Here is a 17,731-nt window from a genome sequence, read left to right on the forward strand (position 1 = left end):
GGTAGTAATAAAATTTAAAATAAATTTTGAGGGGAATAAATGCATGCTTGTTTTGGCTGGAGTGATCGCTGTAATCTCTCTTTTTGTGTTTTCTAGCCCTAGATAAGCGATGAGCAGATATAGGAGAAAGCGAAATTTAATTTTATTTCAAAACGTAATGCACTTCTGATTCAGCAGCTTCACAAATCGATCCAGCGCGCTGCTGACGTATCGATCTTCGCCACGGACAAAGGTCGTTGTGGTATGTGTGAATCGTTCAGCCAGATCGTATACCGAGAACTCATCCGGTTTCTTGTGAATTACGCTGCAAGGCATAATGGTAAAAGCAATTCCTGACTCCACACAGCTAAGCAGGTTGTCCATCGTGCTGACTTCAATCATATTGCGAGCAGACAAACCTTCTTCCTGCAAATATTCCTCCGTAATTTCACGGTATGGGCAGCCTTTTGGGAAAACGACCCACGAAACCTGACACAGGCTTTCGGGTGGAACGTCCATCCGTTTGGAGATGATATGCACCGTGTCCTGCATTTCATATTCCACCTTCAGACCCTCTTTTACACACGCACCACTAATAAAGGCACCATCGATCTCATATTCCTGTATTTTCTTGCGCAGCACTTTGGGTGAAGTGGCATTCACAAGTGAGATGGAGACCTCGGGATAGGTCACTTGGTATTCATTGAGAATTTCCATAAATCGGCTGGATGCAGCCGTCTCCACAATCCCGATTTTTAACGTGCCTGAAGGTTCACCGGGATCAGTCATGTCCTGCTCCAGATCGTTTAACAGGTCACGGATGCGTGTTGCATACTGGACAAACTGTTCTCCTTTGGAAGTCAGCACTACCCCTTTGGGGAAACGGTTGAACAACTGCACCTGATATTCCTGCTCCAGCTTTTTGATGCGTGTGGTGACGTTGGATTGTGCGTAATTCAATTCTTTGGCGGCCTGTGAGATTTTGCCGGACCGTGCCACCGCGAGAATAATATCGATATCCGAGAGTTCCATAGCTCTGGCCTCCTGATTTGGTAATGAAACGAGGTGTTAGGTATCTCTATAAGAGATACATCTATATATTTCAATCATTTTACGATATATATATGCCGGCTTACAATATCGTTATCAACAGCTTTTACAGAGCAATGGAATCATGCCGATGCCGACAATGGAGAAGGAGTTGTGATGAAGAATATGTCTACATTACTGAGCCCGGTGACGATCAACGAATGGCATTTGAGAAACAGATTAGTGATGGCACCTCTTACCCGAGGGTTTGCCAATGATCAGGATGGGACTGCGACGGAAGAGATGGTGGCGTATTACGAGCGACGTGCCCAGGATGGTGTAGGGTTGATCATTACAGAGGGGATTAATCCTTCGTTGGCAGGCAAAGGAACCTATGGCATCCCCGGATTATATACGGCTGAACAGACCGACTCATGGAAGAAAGTAACAAATGCCGTCCATAAACACGGAGGAACCATCATCGCTCAGCTGTGGCATGTGGGCAGACTGTCTCACTCCGATCTGATCGGTACCCCGCCACTGGCACCTTCAAGCATTCCGGCTCAAGGAAGAGTCCATAAATTGCATAAGCCATATCAGATACCTCAAGCTATGAGTGTGCAAGATATCCGGGATAGCATTCAACAGTTTCAAACGGCTGCCCGCAATGCGGTACTGGCTGGATTCGACGGAATTGAACTGCATGCAGCACATGGTTATCTGATCGACCAGTTTATCAATGAGAAGACGAACCACAGAACAGACGAATACGGAGGCGATATCCAGGGTCGATTGCGTTTTCTGAAGGAGATCATTATTGCAGTTCAAAAAGAAATCAGCGTGGATCGCATATCGGTACGATTTTCCGAGAAAAAAGATGATGACCCTTCCTATGTCTGGGCAGACAAGGCTGGAGTGCTGAACGCCTATCTGAATCTGTTCCGCCAGACAGGCATTACTATCTTGCACCCTTCAACAGATCGATACACCACAGTCTGGACTGGGAAACAGAATTTCCATGAGGCGATTCGCCAGCAGTGGGATGGTATCATCATTGGCGTAGGGGACCTTGAGGCAAAAATAGCAGAGCAGGCTGTGCAGAATCGGAGCATTGATTTGGCAGCGTTCGGCAGACCGTTTATCGCCAATCCCGATCTGGTGCAAAAATTGCGTACGGGGCAGCAGTGGGTCGAGTACGATGCCAATGCACATCTGACTATGTTGGTGTGAATGTAGCAAGAAACGGGCAGAAGCTGATCCTGTGGATCACTCTGCCCGTTGTTCCTATTTTTCGATGCTAACTATGATTAAATGTCTTCCATGCTGCAGCAACTTGCGGAGGGGTGGGTCAGAGTGCTCAAACACTTTGAGATAAATCCAATGGTTCAATTTCACTTTTTCTGGTAGAGCTTTTTTCGATATACCACAGGATGATCATGCACAACGCATAGACCAAGCTGAAGGCCAGAATAATGATCCATAAGCTCCCCATGTCCATGCTTTTGATGAAAATACCTGTCAAGTATGGGCTAAGTGTATAACCCAGGCAGCCTACGAACAGCAGCAAGCCGTTAAACCGCCCCTGATGTGTATCCGGCACTCGCGAAGCGATATATAGATTGATATTGGTTTGCACCAGAATCTCTCCAACGGTCCACAGTACCGTAGAGACGGCGACGATGGCGAAATGGGGAAAATAACCCATCAGGCTCAATGCACCGAATCCAATGCCATAGAAGAGCGCACCTGTAGCAATGGAGTTTAGCGCAGTTAACTTACGTGTAACGGATAGGATCAAGGTGGTCAGGATAATGACGCTGATAGCATTAATGGTCATGACTGAGCCGTAATAGGCTGCCCCGTCCTCTCCGAACGAATCATTCATTTGTAGCGGAAGGCTAAACGAGGATTGCATATAAATAAAATAGTTGAGAAATGACACCAAGATGAACAAGGCGACGAGCGGATTTTTCATAAGTAGTCTGAATAAAGGAGTGGGGGGGTGGCTCGATTGTAGATGTACAGAATTGTTGCTGCCTGTAGACGCCACTACCTTGCTTGTACCGATCTTTACCTGGTTGATGATAATGAAGGTGGATATCAGAAATACAGTGCCGATACTGATAAAGACGATATGGACATGATCCTTGATGAAAAAACCGGCTACCAATGGTCCGATGGCTATCCCCAAATTGGCTCCCAAATACATAAGGGAGAAGGCCGACTTTCGCTCTTTCTCCTCCGTACACAGTTGAATGATTAATGCGTTATACGCAGGGCGGGTAATGCTGATGAAGAACATGACAGCGATCAGTAAATAGCCAACTGTAATAGTGCCCGACCAGAACGAACAGCATAGTATCATTGTGGCGGACAGCAATTGCCCGGTAACAATAATTGTTTTTTTGCCCATAAGATCACTTAAATAACCGCCAAGAAGGACACCTGGTCCACTAATCAAGGCTGCCAGTGATACAAAGATACCTGCACTGACAACATTCATCCCCATCTGTAAAGTCAGGACTAAGGTAATAAGGGAAAAAACAAAGTCTCCTGCGCTGTTAATCGTTCTGGCTAAACAGAGGTAATATATTTCACGGCTCAAACCCGCGTATGATTTAAATAAAGACAAGAATTCAGCCCTCCCCCATACCACTGTCAATCCAAATACAACCCTTTATGGTCCATCCCGCGTTTTATACGGGTTCGGTAACAGTAACTTCAATCTTGAAGCGATCGTACATATCCAGCAGTGTTTGACGCAATTCTTCGAATGAATTCCCTTCCACAATGGCAAAACCCGATCTGGTCATCGTATCGCTCACGTCCCCGGCACGTTGTCCCACTTGATAGGATACATTGAATTCAATGATGCCGGAGATATCTTCATAATCTTCTATCCCTGATATGCTTTGAATCATTCCTGCGCGAGAAGGGAAGCAGATCATACCCGTATATTTATTATTCGTCTGTTGTTTGTTGAACTCATATACTCCAACTTCCAGATCGCTGACTGCCTCGAATAAATCAACACCATGTGTGTTCTTGATACAAGGAGGCATAACATGTGAACCCCCAATTCTTGCACCGATCTCTCCAAATACCACTTCTCCCTCCGAAGTTAGAAAAAGCTCGGCATGTGTTACGGAATGATTAATTCCCAGTGCAGCAATGACCTGTTCATTGACTTCCTTGATGTGGTGAATAAAGTCAGCCTCAGTGCCTTCAGGAAACGTAATGCTGGCCGGTGGCTTCTGCTTAGTAGCAATATCCAAACAGTTATACAGGTATTGGGAAACGGATGAAAATATAACTTTCCCCTTCGAGACAATGGAATCACAGTGAAACTCTGTACCGTTGATGAATTCCTCCAGCAAGTCCCGTTGCTGCGCTTGTCTTGTATGGTGAAGATAATGGATCAGTTCTTCCATGCTGGACAATTTGAACGTATTTATACTTCCATATCCGCTGAGTGGCTTCACAATAATCGGGAACCCGTGTGTATCAGTGAAACGAATGTAATCCTGTTCATGAAGAGCGATTGCAATGTCAGACGTCCGAATTCCTCGTTGATGGAGCATCTGTTTCATTATCCATTTATTGCGGACGGCTTCAGCCTGGTTGCGCTGCATGCCGGGGATACCAAATTCGGATCGAATCTGGCCGCCGATTTCAATCGCATTCTCACCCGGAGTTAACAACGCTACGATGGAGTGGGAACGTCGGATTTCAATAATGTGATCCCTGATGTCATCCACGGATTCCAAGTGATCCACGTATCTAATCTCATCGAAGAAGTCCTCAAGCAAATCATCATGAAGCAGATTGTGACGTTCAATAATCAGAATTTTTTTGTGATCAGCAAATTTTTTCAAAGGTTTTACGAAGTTTAAGCCTAATGGAAGCCTGAAATCAGATATGTATACAATTGTTTTCATAAATCCTCCTTCAATGAAGAACAAAAAATAGAAAAAGACCATTTCATAACATTATATATAAAAATATTCCATTTTCAATACGGTTTTTGTAAAATTTTTGCCGCGTTAAAGTGTTAATTGACAATAGGATTTTTTTGGTATACGATCGTACCGGATTTGAATAAAAGGGAGGAAATAGAAAAAAATGGAGATTACTGAAAGCAAATATGCCATACTGGGAACATTGGGAGACGATGAAGGATTCCTGACTTGCAGCATGCATATCGCTAAGAAACTCAACAACTCTGATATAATCAAGCCGTACCCCGAATTTGAAGCGGCCGCGGAAGACTTGAAATCAGGGGAAATTTCCTGCCTATTGGTCCCCGGGGCTTATCCCAAGCTCAACAGTTTCATTATGGATTCCGAATTAGTGGTGTCTGAGAGCTTTGTAGAGAAGATTCCTGCGCTGGTTCTATCCGGATTCCATGCGGAATGTCCTGATCAGATCGACGTTATTTTTCATCATCCGGCAACGACATACTTGTTATCTGAACTCAGTATAATCTATAGAGAGAGCAGCACCGTATCGTCCAACCCCGAAGCCTGCAGGAAGGTCATGCATCACACAGAAAGGTCCATTGCGCTCACGAATCAGCTCTGTGCCGATCATTACGGGCTTGTTACCTACAAGGTATTGCGTGAGGGAATCCATATGCCGTGGGTATGTTTTACAAAAAATGTACAGAGGATGAATGCACTCGTATGAAAAGAATAGCTATTATATTGGATAAAAATTTGGAGATAGGCGCCGCAGCGAATGTAGCTGCCTTATTGATGGGACAAGCAGCCCTTAAAGAACCGGATTTATATTCTGATACACCTGTACTGGATCTTAGCGGCGTTCAGCATGCAGGCATCCGGTATAGCACGGTTATTTTGAAGGCTGGGGAGAATCAATTGAGCCATTTGGCTAAATCCTGTTCAGCTGACAACGACGAAGTGAGCTGTGTTGTGTTTTCACAGAAGGGTCAATCACTCAATAATGCATTCGAACAATATGCAGATGAGATCGCTTCGATGGAGATGGAAGTCACCAAAGTTGTAGGTGTCATTGTGTGGGGAGAGGATGACAAGGTTAGGGCCACAACCAAGAAATTTAGTGTCATGAAATGATGATGGATAAAGGGCAGAAGTTGATCCTGTGGATCACTCTGCCCTTTATTTACATATGGAAGGATGGTTATGGGTTACTGACAACGGTGACTTTCTTTTCCGTTAAGTAGTATACGAGTGCCAGCAGAGGCATCACCAGACCAATCAATGTGGTGAGACTCCAACCTCCATGTGCGTAGGACCAGCTGCCAAGAGATGATCCAATTGCGCCCCCTACAAAAAAGATCGACATAAATATCCCGTTTACCCGTCCTCTTGCTTCGCTCAACGAATAAATGATGCGTTGTCCCAGCACCAGATTACCCGAGACTGCCATATCCAGTGTGATGGCAACGACCACAAGCAAAATAAGGGTAGCGGTAGAGTGACCCTGGAACAGATAGGCAAGCCCAAAGGAGGCAACCGCGATGACCATGGCGAGTCCGGTTAAGATGCGGGTTAAACCTTTATCCGCCCATCTTCCGGCAATAGGTGCCGCAATGGCACCCCCAACACCAGCCAGTGCAAACCAGGCAATTCCCTGCTGAGACATGCCATATTCGTTGGCGAGCTGCAAGGGAACTGTAGTCCAGAACAAGCTGAAGGCGCCAAACAGACTGGCCTGATAGAGAGCTCGGCGGCGGAGCATGGGGAATGTTTTGAGCAGGGAGCCCAATGACAGAATTAATTGTCCGTACTTCATCGCTGGTTGTGGCTGACGTGCAGGAAGTGCACGTGACAGGAGCAATGTAAGCAATCCGATAATGATTGCCGAGAAGACAAAGACCGCTTGCCAGCCGAGCAGGCTTGTAATAAAACTGGCGACTGGCCGAGCCAGCATAATGCCCAGCAGCAGACCACTCATCACATTGCCGACAACCCGTCCACGTTGCTCCTCCGAAGTGAGGTAGGTGGCATAGGGAACCAGAATTTGCGCAACGACTGAACTAATCCCGATGACGAGGGAAGCAGTCAGAAATAATGCGGCATGGGAAGAGAAGGCAGCGGCAATCAATGCAACGACCAGAATGATGAGGAAAAAAGTGACCAGCCGCTTATTCTCCAGAATGTCACTGAGCGGAACGATAAACAGCAGGCCAATAACATACCCGATCTGTGTTAATGTCACAATCAGTCCAGCAGCAGCAGAGGAAAGCCCTGTTGTCACGCCGATTGGTCCTATAACCGTCTGAGCATAATACAGGTTTGCCGCAATCAGCCCGCACGCCGCAGCCAAAAGCAAAATCAACCAGCTTGGAACTGAATGTGACTTCACATCAGGTTGTATATCCATGAGTATCACCCTCCACATGTTCTTAAATTATTTTTTATTCAAGTAAATTAGTATTGCAAATTGTCAATTACTAAACGGTTCGTTTACTAATTACAAACATATAATAAACTAAACGTTTAGTATTGTAAATAGGTGTGGGGATTTTTTTGCATGTCGGAATTAAGGTAAGAACGAAATTGTTTAATGTATCGGTGTTTTAGTATAATGAACGTACAGTTTTTATGAATCACAGATGCATTTGTTGCACCAAGGAGGGCTTATGATGACAGCCAAAAGAGGGCGTCCCCGCAATGTGGAAACCCAGAATGCGATTCTTGCAGCTTCCTATGAATTATTACTGGAACACGGCTTCGGAGCGGTTACGATCGAAAAAATTGCTGAACGTGCTAAGGTGAGCAAAGCAACGATATATAAATGGTGGCCCAATAAAGGTGCTGTCATTATGGATGGGTACATGTCTGCGGCAACGGCAAGATTACCTGTACCGGATACAGGATCGGTATTTGAGGATGTGCGCATTCATGCGAGCAATCTGGTTGTTTTTTTGAGCAGCCGGGAAGGAAAAGTGATCACACAGATTGTCGGAGAGGGACAGTCTGATCCAGGGCTTGCAGCAGAATACCGAACCAGATACATTCAGCCTCGTCGGCGCGAAGCGTGGGGAATTTTCGAAAAAGGTGTAGAACGGGGAGAGCTGAAAAAGGATTGTGACATCGGACTGTGCATAGACCTCGTCTATGGAGCGATGTTCTATCGCATGCTGGTGACTGGCCAAGCGATCGATACTGAATTCGTGCAGCGTTCGTTGATTTCCTTATTTGAAGGGATTAAATCCGGATCATAGAGAAAGACATCTTGGGGGAGGGATAGGGCGATTCGCAAGAATCACCCTGGATACATAAAGGCATGTGGATGAACGGGGAATGTGTGGAGAATTGAGAACTACACCTGGAAGATCGGTGAGATGGCTGGGGGCCATGAATCGGGAGAAGGCGAAGTGGAAGAGGGAAGAGACTGATTCAAGATCGGGGGCTCGTTCCATATGAAACTGGGGATTTCGCGTCGTAACACGGGTGCTACATCCTGGGCGAAGCGTTCTACCTGCTCCAGCTGCTCAGCATGGCTGAGTCCATCCACGCTGATGCTCAGTACCTGATGTCCATATGCGGCATGGTAATTGAGGATCTTCTCAATGACCTGCTCTGGACTACCAATCAGTACAGGGCCATGCGCAATGTTATCCTCCAGGTCCTTAAAGGGTGACTGGTTGTGCTGCGCAGCGGCCGTAGCATGAAAGGCCTCATAATAAGGCGTATAACGACGGATCGCCTCTTCGCGTGTATTCGCGAGGTACAGGCTGCCTGCCCCGGAGCCGACCACCGCTCGGTTCGCATCATGACCATAATAATCGAGACGCTCCCGGTAATGGTCAATTAACGCTTTATATTTTGCCTGCGGGTGGAAGGAATTTGAGCTAAAAATCGGTTCGCCATACTTCGCTGCAAGCTCGGTGGAGCGGGTGCTTGATGCGCTGCCATGCCAGATCGGAATGGATTGCTGGAGCGGTCTCGGCTGAGTGGTAACCTCTTGAAGGGGAGGGCGAAACGTTCCCTGCCAGGTTACATTCTCTTCAGTCCACAGCCGTTTCAGCAGTTCGTAGCGTTCACCGAGTGAATCCCATTGTTCCTCTTGGCTAATGCCAAACAGGGGATAGTGCCGAGGATCATTGCCTTTCCCGATGATCATCTCCAGCCGTCCACCCGATAATTGATCCAGCGTGGCATAATCCTCGGCAACCCGTACCGGGTCAAGTATACTAAGAACAGTGACTGTTGTTAGCAACCGGATATGCGAAGTCGCAGCAGCGACGGCGGTCAGCACCACGGGAGGTGAGGAAGACAGAAAAGGTGCGCCATGCCGCTCACCGATCCCATATGCATCGAACCCCAGCCGTTCGGCCAGCTTGGCTTGTTCCAGAATATTGTGGAACTTCTGTTGTGTCGTTAGTGATTCACCAGTTACGGCATTTGGAAGATTCATCATGAGACTAAATAAGGCAAATTTCATCTAACCATCCCCTTGGATTGGATTGGAAAAGCACCTGGGTTGTCTAATCCTATGGAAATAGTAGGATATTCAAGCTAGAACTAACTTTACCATGTTGCCCTGCATTCTTCTAATGGATTTTTTCTATAAGGCGGATTAAAGCCGCTCAAACCTGGACAAATGGGCAGGAAATTGCCACGATTTTTATTGACCGCTGTAAAATTTAGGATTAAAATTGTGCATATCATATAAATTCAAATTTATGGATTTTCATTGTGGAGGTGGGAGACATGGAACCTACAACTACGATACGCTCCTTTATTGAGGACTACATCAGGAAACAGGGCTATACCCTGCAATACTTTGCCGATATATCAGGTGTGAACGCTGGAACGTTAAGTGCGATCATCAAAGGAACGCGGCCAATCGCCATGGCTCAACTGGATCTGATTACCAAAGGCATGAAGCTGGAAGAAGGTCATTTCTACGAAATTTACGGCGCTGAGTGTTTTGTGGAGTCTGCACCACATTGGAGAAGACTGGAACCTTTTCTGCAACGTTGCGCCGAGCTGGACAAGCTCGAATGTATTCAGCGGATAATCCAGCAAGTGACGGATGACCGCTCCTATATCTCCGAATTGTTTGAAATGGCAGAAGGCATGCTTGAACGAGGACAAAAGAAAGCGGCCCGCATGTTATATGAATGCGTTGCGGAGTGTGAGAAGTACCAACACTCGGAACGTCTCGCATTGTGCCAATATCGTATTTTCACACTATCTCTGGGTCAGGATCAGCATGAAAATCTCAGGGCGGCCGTGCACTTCGAGCCATATATTAATCGGCTGGATGAAGAGCGGCAGCTGGATGCGATAAGAGAATTGGCTAATACATATAGTGGATTGTGCCATTGGGATAAGGTATTTCAATTAGCCAGTGAACTAGAGCAACGAGTTGAATTTTTAGAACAATATAAAAAAAAGAAAAAGGGTTTGGAACAACAGAGGACTTCCAAACATCCTTTATTCACCTATAAATCATACGCATATTTATTGATGTCTAATGTATGGGGTGAGCGTAAAGATTATGAAAAGGCATTGAGTCAGACAGCTCTTTATGCGAATTTTGAAATTGAAGAACCTACTTCGGAGGATCTTATATTTATTAAACGATTTCAAAATTGGGCTGAAATTAATACCTATCTCTATAAATTGATGTTGGGTGATTACGAGGCACTAAATACTTATTTAGATATTATTGAAGAGAATGAAAATGAAACTCTTCTTGGGTTAGTTAAGATCATGGAAGCTGCCAATTCATACAATCTGAATGTAGACCATGCTCTTAGAAGATTCGATTTATATATTCATATGTTGTTTGAGGATCGTAATCATGAAAGTAGCTATATTGCTCAAATTAAAGATGATAGATATACTAAATTTTGGGCGGAATTAGCGTTTTATCAGTTGTCTAAGGAACGATATGAAGAAGGGTTTAGAAGTCTGTTAAAATGTTTAGCATCTGCTCATAAAATCAAAGATGATTCTACAATAATATATTGTGTGGGTTTATTTGAAGAGTACAGAATGCAAGCGACGGAATCAGTAAAATTAAATTATAATAGTCTTATCAAGGAGGTCTATGGTCGATATGATAAAAAAAGCAATGTTAGTATTAATGCTTTTTAGTTCCTTCCTTTTACTCTCTGGTTTTACTGGAGGTATTGATTCTACGACGATAAATGCTTTTTTTAGTCACGGGACGGGCGGATATTAGGGTTTTTGATATATAATGTAGTAAATTGGTTTTTTTGTTAACGAGCGTTATTTTTCCTGGAATATGGAAATATAACGCTCGTTTTTATGTATCTAATGATTGACGATTGTTAAATTCAGGATTAAAATTACATTTATTATAATTGGATGAATCATAAGGGAATTTGGATAATTGGGGGTGGAAGAATTGAAACTTGCACCTACGATACGCACATATATTGAGAATCATATGAAGGAGCATAAATATAAACTACAACAGTTCTCTGAAGTCACTGGCGTCAATGTTGGTACGCTAAGTGCCATAATCAAAGGGAACAGATCTATATCCATGAACCAATTAGATCAGATTACGTCTGGAATGGGGCTTGAACAAGGATACTTTTACGAAATGTACAGCGTGGAATGTTTTGTGGAAGTTACACCTCATTGGAGACGGCTAGAACCGTTCCTGTATAATTGTGCTGAGTTGAACAAGTTAAATTGTATAAAGAAAGTGGTTATACAGGTTACTGATGATCGATCGTACATTGACGAATTGTTTAAGGTAGCTGAGGATTTCTACAGGAAAGAGTTTGAACAAGCGGCACTTATTCTATATGAATGTGTTGCGGATTGTGAGAAATACCAGCACTCTGAGCGGTTGGCATTATGCCAGTACCGTATTTTCCTAATTAACAAGACGTTAAACAAATTCAATAATTTGAATGCGGCGATTCGATTAGAACCTTATGTAGAGAAACTAAATGAAGAAATACAACTGGATGCTATAAAAGAATTAGCCAATGTATATAATGCACTGAATATATGGGGAAAAGTATATTCTTTGTCAGAAGAACTGGAAAGGAAAAGTGATTTCCAATTAAAGGACGAATCAGTTAGGAGAAATAAGGGTCAAAGAGCTGCTTTTTATCCTATATTTACTTATAAAGCTTATGCCAATTTGTTAAAAGCAAGTGTTTTTGAGGCCCGAAAGGAGTACGAACTAGCATTAAAGTACACAGAGGTTTATGAAAAAGTAATTGATATTCCTAATCCAACAAAGGAAGAAATAGAAATAATAGAAAGATTCCGAATATGGGCTCAAGGGAATCGATTATCAATTAACCTGATGTCTGGGAATCACGAAGTTATTCATTCATACCTTCAATACCTTGAGGATAATCCTAAAGAAATCCTAACTGCCTTCATAAATATTGTTCAGGTGGCCAACGAACATTCACTTAATATTGATTTTGCATTGGAGAAATTTGAAGCTCAGATCCAACAGTTCCATATTGGTTTCCATCTAAAGGGTGAGGATAATCCTCAAATTGGTATTCACAGATTTCTTTTGTTTAACTATGAATTTGCCAAGTATAGACTTAGCCAACGAAACTTCCAGTCTGGAATAGATACTCTACTCTATACTCTGAGGCTTTCATCTTCAAGCCAAGATGATTATTTGACTATAAAGTGTATAGATTTGTATGGGGAGTATAGAGATCATGCCGATTTGGAGCAACAGAAAGTATATTTTCAATTAATAGAGGAAATAAGTTTCCAGAAATTACGAGTATGATTTTGAAATACAAGTTCATATGAAAGTATGTGAATGATGTTGGGAGTGAGAAGAATGAAACTTGCACCTACGATACGCTCGCATATAGAGGATTATATCAAGGAGAAAGGGTACAAACTTCAACAATTTTCTAATACCTGTGGAGTTAATGTTGGCACATTAAGTGCTATTATAAAAGGGAGCAGGCCTCTTGCCATGAATCAACTGGATCAGATTACTTCTGCGATGGGATTGGAGAAGGGGCACTTCTATGAAATGTACAGTGTGGAGTGTTTTGTGGAAGCTGCACCTCATTGGAGGCGTTTGGAGCCGTTCCTGTATCGCTGTGCTGAACTTAACAAGCTAGGCTGTATTAAAAAGGTGATTATATCAGTAACGGATGATCGCTCTTATATTGAAGAATTGTTTGAAGTTGCTGAGGACCTTTACAACAAAGGGATGAAACAAGCGGCGTTCATTTTATATGAATGTGTTGCGGAATGTGAGAAATACCAGCACTCTGAGCGGCTTGCTCTTTGTCAATATCGAATTTTTTTGCTCAGTTGTGGCAGTGATCAGAAGATCGCTATGCAGGCAGCCACTCGATTTGAGCTTTTTGTGGATCGTTTAGAGGAGGAATATCAGCTGGATGCACTTAAAGATCTGGCTAACCTGTACTCTGCTCTGCATAATTTTGATAGATTATATCCAATAACAATAAACCTAGAGAGATTAGCAAAAATTATGATGAGTCACATTAAGCAGGATACTACTCATACCAAAAGAAAAACCGTATATCCACTTTTCGTATACCAAGGTTATTCATTGCTTCTGAGGGCTTCTTGTTGCTCCAAAATAGGGAAGTATGAGGAAGCTTTGGAGTGCACACGTACTTATTATGAATTAACTTTAATCGAACCAAATGAGGAAGATATCTTATATATAGAGAAATTTAGAAAATGGGGAAAAATAAACATCTATTTATATAGGTTGATGATGGGACAAAATGAAGTTCTTGAGGACTACATTGAACATGTAGAAAATGAATATGAAGGAGAGTATGAAGAGATTTTAGTTGCCATATTTAATATCGTTCAGATAGCAAACCGATTTAAATATGATGTTAACTTTATATTGGAGAGGTTTAAAGACAAGATCAATCTTTATCATATAGGTTCGAGACATGAGGGAGAGTACTCTGAGCAAAATTGGAACACACGTCTGGTCAATTTTTTTTATGAATTGGCAGTTTATTATTTAAGTAGAAGTAGTTACGAGTCAGGTATGAAAGCGTTAATTAGTAGTATGGAACTTTCGATTAATATCAGTAACGACCCTTACCTAATAAAATGTGTAAATCTGTATGGGGAATATAGAAGATTTGCTAATGAAGAAATAAACGTTAAATATCAACAGATATTACAGTCGAACAATATTGCATAAATTATAAAATAATTATTTAAAAGCCAACTGTTTTTGCAGTAGGCTATTTTTGTGTTCAATAATCAGGTCTGAAAATGGAAATAAAATCTTTTCTAAACAATCATTTTTACAAAATTCTGCAAAATATCATATGTTTTTTTAAGTACAAAGGGTTTTAACGAAAAAATTGGAGGATTCAAGATGTATTCTAAATTGTTTTAAAAAGGGGTGCATGCTGTGAGAGAGCCGAGAATCCTGAGAGACCAAATAGAGCAAAGTAGACAAGAGCTGCGCCGTTTGGTGGAGAGACATGGCATGCATGATGATAGGGTTTTACAGCAGTCTAGGATTTTGGATGAATTGATAAATGAGTTTAACCGATATACTTCAGCAATTAATATGAAGAAAGAACAGCATTAAAGACGCAATTCCAATAAACATTATTTAGAAATTTTATCTTAATAATTGCAGCTCTTATAGAACTGCGAAACCATAAACTAAATATGGTTTCGCTGCCTCTTTCAATTAACTCCTGATGCAGTGGCGTATTATGAGATCCCGCTGCTCATTATGAGAAGAAAGGTTATAGTTAGGTTCGCTAAGAGTATATCTGAAGTTTACATTATTAAACAGTCTCCATTGTTCTTTTAGCTATGATTTTCTTAATAGTGTTTAGAATAAGGAATAATACAATACACATTCCTAACTTTATGCCGATATCAGTGAGACGTTGAATATTACCGGCAACAAAAACGTTGTACCCATTTGTTACCTGTGAAATAAATCCATTAGAGAAGAACAGGTAATACATTCCAATAACTAACATGTGAGAGATTGTATACATTACAGAAAATAAGAAAGGCATAACCGAGATGTAAATATTTTTGCTCAGAATAAATATTGCAATGGTTTGCAGTGTTATTATAAAACCTCCAATAAGCATGAAACTGCTACGCCCCGAAAAGTCATATGCGCCACTAAAAAAAAGATTTTCAAAAAGATTAAATGATTCTATCCCGCCTAGCATATTTTTAAAGAGTCCTAAGTATGCCTGTAAATAGCCTAATCCAAATAAAAAGGGAACTGATACCAGGCACAATCTATCTATATTTCTACGAGTAAGCAGTAAAGCACCACATATTGCACAAATTGTAATAAATAACACGGGAGAAAGTTCAATCACTCTATTGTGAATACCATAATGGTTTGCAATTATTCCTAAAATTAAAGAGCTTACAAACAAAAATCCACTGATGCAGATTAACCCCAAAATCACACTGCTTGATAAGCCGAAAGTTTCTTTAGTCAACTTTTCCCTTATACTTATTGGATTGCCAAAGGACTCTAAGGCTTTTTTGGTTGCTTGATCAGAGGAACAGCCTTCATTAATATAACGTTCTTTTGATGAATTTAAATGTGCAGCCATTTCTTCTGTCAAATCCGTTCGTTCTTTTTTGGATAAAAAGGAATTTCTAAATACTTGATTTAAATAAGATTGAATATCCACTAGTTGTACCTCCCAAAAAAATATTTATAATATGTGTGTTTTTTATCCACGAAGATTTAATGGCTTTAAGTTTATTCTGTCCCTCTTCTATGATTCGGTAGTACCTTCGTCTTGGGCCACCATTTTGTTCCCCCCAATATCCTTCAATATACTTATTAGCCTCTAGCCTTTTTAAAGCAGGATACAGAGTCCCTTCTTTAAGTTGGAACTCTCCATAGGTTATTTCATTTATATACTGGGATATCTCATAACCATATGCATCTCTTTGGCTCAAGATGGATAGTATGATACCATCGATGTATCCTTTAATCATTTCATTCTTCAATTTATACACCACCTACTATGTAATTCTATGTAGTAAAATTAACAGAAAATTGAAAATAAATCAAGACCATAAGATAAGTATATGAAATTTGATCTAAATCTGGTGGGATCAATATTTTAGTATTTAACTTTAGCTTTTTTTGATAACAAGTGACCCACAACCTTTACGCGAATGTAAGGGTTATGGGTCACTTTAATTCCGGCGGTGTCTAAATTAACTTTTACTAGTTGGTATAAACATTCCCTGCGCCATCAACAGGGACTGGAGCCCAATTAACTATACGAATGTGATAATCGCTACCGGCGGGTACACCTGTTAAAGAAATAGAGAATCTATCGCCAGCAGCAGATGAATAGTTGCCGTATACGGGCTCGGATTTTCCAAGAGTCTTCCATCCAAGGAATGAATCTTGAGCCACTTGATAAGTTACATCGGCATGGTATTGTGTCCCTGCATATTGCCAACCTATTAGATTAACGGCATTACCTAATGTAGAAAAGGAATTAATAGTGTAGTGAGCTCTACCATAGTTAAACCCTGTGAAGGAATAGTAATCTACCATAGCTTGGGTAGTGAATTCCGGAGCATTTAGTGCAGCAATAGTAGCAGGATCATCATCACCAAGAATCAATTTCCATTCTTCATCTATTTCTTTAACGTAGATCTCATTTTTGGAATCAATCCCTGAAACATTACCTTCAAAAGTAACTACAACATTTGCCTCATCCTTTAAGCTCGCATCAACAATTTTCATTGATTCAAAGTCACTTACTGAGTTATAGTGCTCATACTTTGCAATTTGTTTTTCTTTACTCTGGTATCTTAAATCTACTACTAGCTCTGTAGCTTCTGCGAATTTTTCCTCCGACATAGCATCGAAAAACTCTTGTACAACCAGTTTTGCAGCTCCCTGTGGGTCCTCTGTTGCATGAATGGTTGATGTATTAGAGAAGAAAGCGGCTCCCCCGATAATTGATAAAGATAATAATGGTACTAAAAATTTAGCTTTCATTGATCAACGTCTCCCCTCGATATTTAATAGAATCGCTTAATTTTTCATAACAATCTCGATTTATGGTATCTCAATTTAAATGATATTTATTTTCGATCTTTTCGCGCTCACCTCTCTTTTGGGAATAATGGGTAAATAACACCTCCTTTTCTATATTTTAATTTCTTTTGCATAATATTTTAATTCTGATTATTAGGAAAAAAATGTTTAGATTTAATTTATTTTGAAAATCTCTCTAGAAAGATTAAAGAAAAAATTGAAATAAACTCTGATTTGAAAAAGACGTCAATCCTTTGAAAAGTAATGTAAGCAAACATTTTATTTTGCAAAGGAATAAAATATGAATTTTTTGGCAATGTATCCTAAAATGTTTTAAAAAGAGGGGGTGCATGCTGTGAGAGAACCGAAGCAGATTAGAGACCAAATCGAACAGAACAGGCATGAGTTAAGTCGTTTGGCGGAATATCATGGCATGCAAGACTACAAAGTCCTTCAACAATCGATGGTATTGGACGAGTTAATTAATGAATATAATCGCTTCAAATATAAAAAACACTTTATGAAAAGACAGCCGATTGGTATTATCCCCTTTAAGTAGACACTTGAAAAAACCTTCATGTTATCATGAGGGTTCAAGTGATACTTGGAGGGGATATTTTTATGGCGAAAAAAGGGCAAACATTTCAGACGTATACGGAAGAATTCAAATTGAATGCAGTTAGATCCTATGTCGAAG

General features: G+C 41.3%; 17 protein-coding genes. 9 read left to right on the plus strand and 8 right to left on the minus strand.

Features of this window, described 5'->3' with window-relative positions:
* Positions 1–147: 147 nt before the first annotated feature.
* Positions 148–1,011 (minus strand): LysR family transcriptional regulator, encoded by an 864-nt coding sequence (locus tag BMW94_RS26685; RefSeq protein ID WP_064642768.1) that lies wholly within the window; start codon positions 1,009–1,011, stop codon positions 148–150.
* A gap of 183 nt (positions 1,012–1,194) precedes the next feature.
* Between BMW94_RS26685 and BMW94_RS26690 the strand changes: the two genes are divergently transcribed.
* Positions 1,195–2,238 carry an alkene reductase gene (locus tag BMW94_RS26690; RefSeq protein WP_254790383.1) on the plus strand — a complete coding sequence of 348 codons (1,044 nt, stop codon included), beginning with the start codon at positions 1,195–1,197 and terminating at the stop codon, positions 2,236–2,238.
* A gap of 127 nt (positions 2,239–2,365) precedes the next feature.
* Here BMW94_RS26690 and BMW94_RS26695 read toward each other — a convergent pair whose 3' ends face one another.
* Together BMW94_RS26695 and BMW94_RS26700 are read right to left on the minus strand one after the other, a co-directional pair.
* The gene (locus BMW94_RS26695; protein WP_175480864.1) at positions 2,366–3,640 is read right to left on the minus strand and encodes an MFS transporter; all 1,275 of its coding nucleotides are present in this window, start codon (positions 3,638–3,640) and stop codon (positions 2,366–2,368) included.
* Between the two features lie 64 nt (positions 3,641–3,704).
* Complete coding sequence (locus BMW94_RS26700) at positions 3,705–4,946, minus strand: ATP-grasp domain-containing protein (protein ID WP_175480865.1); 1,242 nt, start codon at positions 4,944–4,946, stop codon at positions 3,705–3,707.
* A 184-nt stretch (positions 4,947–5,130) separates the two neighbouring features.
* Between BMW94_RS26700 and BMW94_RS26705 the strand changes: the two genes are divergently transcribed.
* Together BMW94_RS26705 and BMW94_RS26710 are read left to right on the plus strand one after the other, a co-directional pair.
* Positions 5,131–5,694: a type 2 periplasmic-binding domain-containing protein gene (locus BMW94_RS26705; RefSeq protein WP_091001764.1), complete on the plus strand. Its 564-nt coding sequence runs from the start codon at positions 5,131–5,133 to the stop codon at positions 5,692–5,694.
* On the plus strand, positions 5,691–6,101 hold the full coding sequence (locus BMW94_RS26710) for a DUF2000 family protein (RefSeq protein WP_091001765.1): 411 nt from the start codon (positions 5,691–5,693) through the stop codon (positions 6,099–6,101). The genes BMW94_RS26705 and BMW94_RS26710 overlap by 4 nt, the downstream gene beginning before the upstream one ends.
* Before the next feature lie 67 nt (positions 6,102–6,168).
* On the opposite strand, the gene BMW94_RS26715 is transcribed toward BMW94_RS26710, so the two are convergent.
* On the minus strand, positions 6,169–7,374 hold the full coding sequence (locus BMW94_RS26715; RefSeq protein WP_091001766.1) for an MFS transporter: 1,206 nt from the start codon (positions 7,372–7,374) through the stop codon (positions 6,169–6,171).
* A gap of 262 nt (positions 7,375–7,636) precedes the next feature.
* Here BMW94_RS26715 and BMW94_RS26720 point away from each other — a divergent pair, with 262 nt between their 5' ends.
* Entirely contained in the window at positions 7,637–8,218 is a 582-nt protein-coding gene (locus tag BMW94_RS26720; protein WP_091001767.1) for a TetR/AcrR family transcriptional regulator, read from the plus strand.
* Between the two features lie 98 nt (positions 8,219–8,316).
* Here the strand turns inward: BMW94_RS26720 and BMW94_RS26725 are convergent, their stop codons facing one another.
* Positions 8,317–9,441, minus strand: a complete 1,125-nt coding sequence (locus BMW94_RS26725; protein WP_091001768.1) for an LLM class flavin-dependent oxidoreductase — start codon at positions 9,439–9,441, stop codon at positions 8,317–8,319.
* Between the two features lie 269 nt (positions 9,442–9,710).
* On the opposite strand from BMW94_RS26725, the gene BMW94_RS26730 reads away from it, so the two are divergent.
* From BMW94_RS26730 to BMW94_RS31195, 4 genes are all read left to right on the plus strand, one after another.
* Positions 9,711–11,105, plus strand: a complete 1,395-nt coding sequence (locus BMW94_RS26730) for a hypothetical protein (protein ID WP_091001769.1) — start codon at positions 9,711–9,713, stop codon at positions 11,103–11,105.
* 265 nt (positions 11,106–11,370) lie between these two features.
* Positions 11,371–12,750, plus strand: coding sequence for a helix-turn-helix domain-containing protein (locus BMW94_RS26735; protein ID WP_175480866.1), 1,380 nt, complete (start codon positions 11,371–11,373; stop codon positions 12,748–12,750).
* A 54-nt stretch (positions 12,751–12,804) separates the two neighbouring features.
* Positions 12,805–14,172, plus strand: coding sequence for a hypothetical protein (locus BMW94_RS26740; protein ID WP_091001771.1), 1,368 nt, complete (start codon positions 12,805–12,807; stop codon positions 14,170–14,172).
* 216 nt (positions 14,173–14,388) lie between these two features.
* Positions 14,389–14,571: an aspartyl-phosphate phosphatase Spo0E family protein gene (locus BMW94_RS31195; protein ID WP_139209435.1), complete on the plus strand. Its 183-nt coding sequence runs from the start codon at positions 14,389–14,391 to the stop codon at positions 14,569–14,571.
* 205 nt (positions 14,572–14,776) lie between these two features.
* On the opposite strand, the gene BMW94_RS26750 is transcribed toward BMW94_RS31195, so the two are convergent.
* From BMW94_RS26750 to BMW94_RS26760, 3 genes are all read right to left on the minus strand, one after another.
* Positions 14,777–15,658 carry a permease prefix domain 1-containing protein gene (locus BMW94_RS26750; RefSeq protein ID WP_091001772.1) on the minus strand — a complete coding sequence of 294 codons (882 nt, stop codon included), beginning with the start codon at positions 15,656–15,658 and terminating at the stop codon, positions 14,777–14,779.
* Positions 15,624–15,983 carry a PadR family transcriptional regulator gene (locus tag BMW94_RS26755; protein ID WP_090954132.1) on the minus strand — a complete coding sequence of 120 codons (360 nt, stop codon included), beginning with the start codon at positions 15,981–15,983 and terminating at the stop codon, positions 15,624–15,626. The genes BMW94_RS26750 and BMW94_RS26755 overlap by 35 nt, the downstream gene beginning before the upstream one ends.
* Before the next feature lie 223 nt (positions 15,984–16,206).
* Positions 16,207–16,995, minus strand: a complete 789-nt coding sequence (locus BMW94_RS26760; protein WP_091001773.1) for a hypothetical protein — start codon at positions 16,993–16,995, stop codon at positions 16,207–16,209.
* A 394-nt stretch (positions 16,996–17,389) separates the two neighbouring features.
* Here BMW94_RS26760 and BMW94_RS26765 point away from each other — a divergent pair, with 394 nt between their 5' ends.
* Positions 17,390–17,593 (plus strand): aspartyl-phosphate phosphatase Spo0E family protein, encoded by a 204-nt coding sequence (locus BMW94_RS26765; RefSeq protein WP_139209436.1) that lies wholly within the window; start codon positions 17,390–17,392, stop codon positions 17,591–17,593.
* The last annotated feature ends 138 nt before the right edge of the window (positions 17,594–17,731 follow it).

It is taken from the genome of Paenibacillus sp. OK003, assembly GCF_900109515.1.
GTDB classification, from domain to species: Bacteria; Bacillota; Bacilli; order Paenibacillales; family Paenibacillaceae; genus Paenibacillus; species Paenibacillus marchantiae.

Coding starts and splice junctions, on each gene's coding strand:
- BMW94_RS26720 (WP_091001767.1), top strand. CDS start 7,637: ATGACAGCCAAAAGAGGGCGTCCCCGCAATGTGGAAACCCAGAATGCG.
- BMW94_RS26740 (WP_091001771.1), top strand. CDS start 12,805: ATGAAACTTGCACCTACGATACGCTCGCATATAGAGGATTATATCAAG.
- BMW94_RS26725 (WP_091001768.1), bottom strand. CDS start 9,441: ATGAAATTTGCCTTATTTAGTCTCATGATGAATCTTCCAAATGCCGTA.
- BMW94_RS26710 (WP_091001765.1), top strand. CDS start 5,691: ATGAAAAGAATAGCTATTATATTGGATAAAAATTTGGAGATAGGCGCC.
- BMW94_RS26690 (WP_254790383.1), top strand. CDS start 1,195: ATGTCTACATTACTGAGCCCGGTGACGATCAACGAATGGCATTTGAGA.
- BMW94_RS26700 (WP_175480865.1), bottom strand. CDS start 4,946: ATGAAAACAATTGTATACATATCTGATTTCAGGCTTCCATTAGGCTTA.
- BMW94_RS26705 (WP_091001764.1), top strand. CDS start 5,131: ATGGAGATTACTGAAAGCAAATATGCCATACTGGGAACATTGGGAGAC.
- BMW94_RS26760 (WP_091001773.1), bottom strand. CDS start 16,995: ATGAAAGCTAAATTTTTAGTACCATTATTATCTTTATCAATTATCGGG.
- BMW94_RS26685 (WP_064642768.1), bottom strand. CDS start 1,011: ATGGAACTCTCGGATATCGATATTATTCTCGCGGTGGCACGGTCCGGC.
- BMW94_RS26715 (WP_091001766.1), bottom strand. CDS start 7,374: ATGGATATACAACCTGATGTGAAGTCACATTCAGTTCCAAGCTGGTTG.
- BMW94_RS26730 (WP_091001769.1), top strand. CDS start 9,711: ATGGAACCTACAACTACGATACGCTCCTTTATTGAGGACTACATCAGG.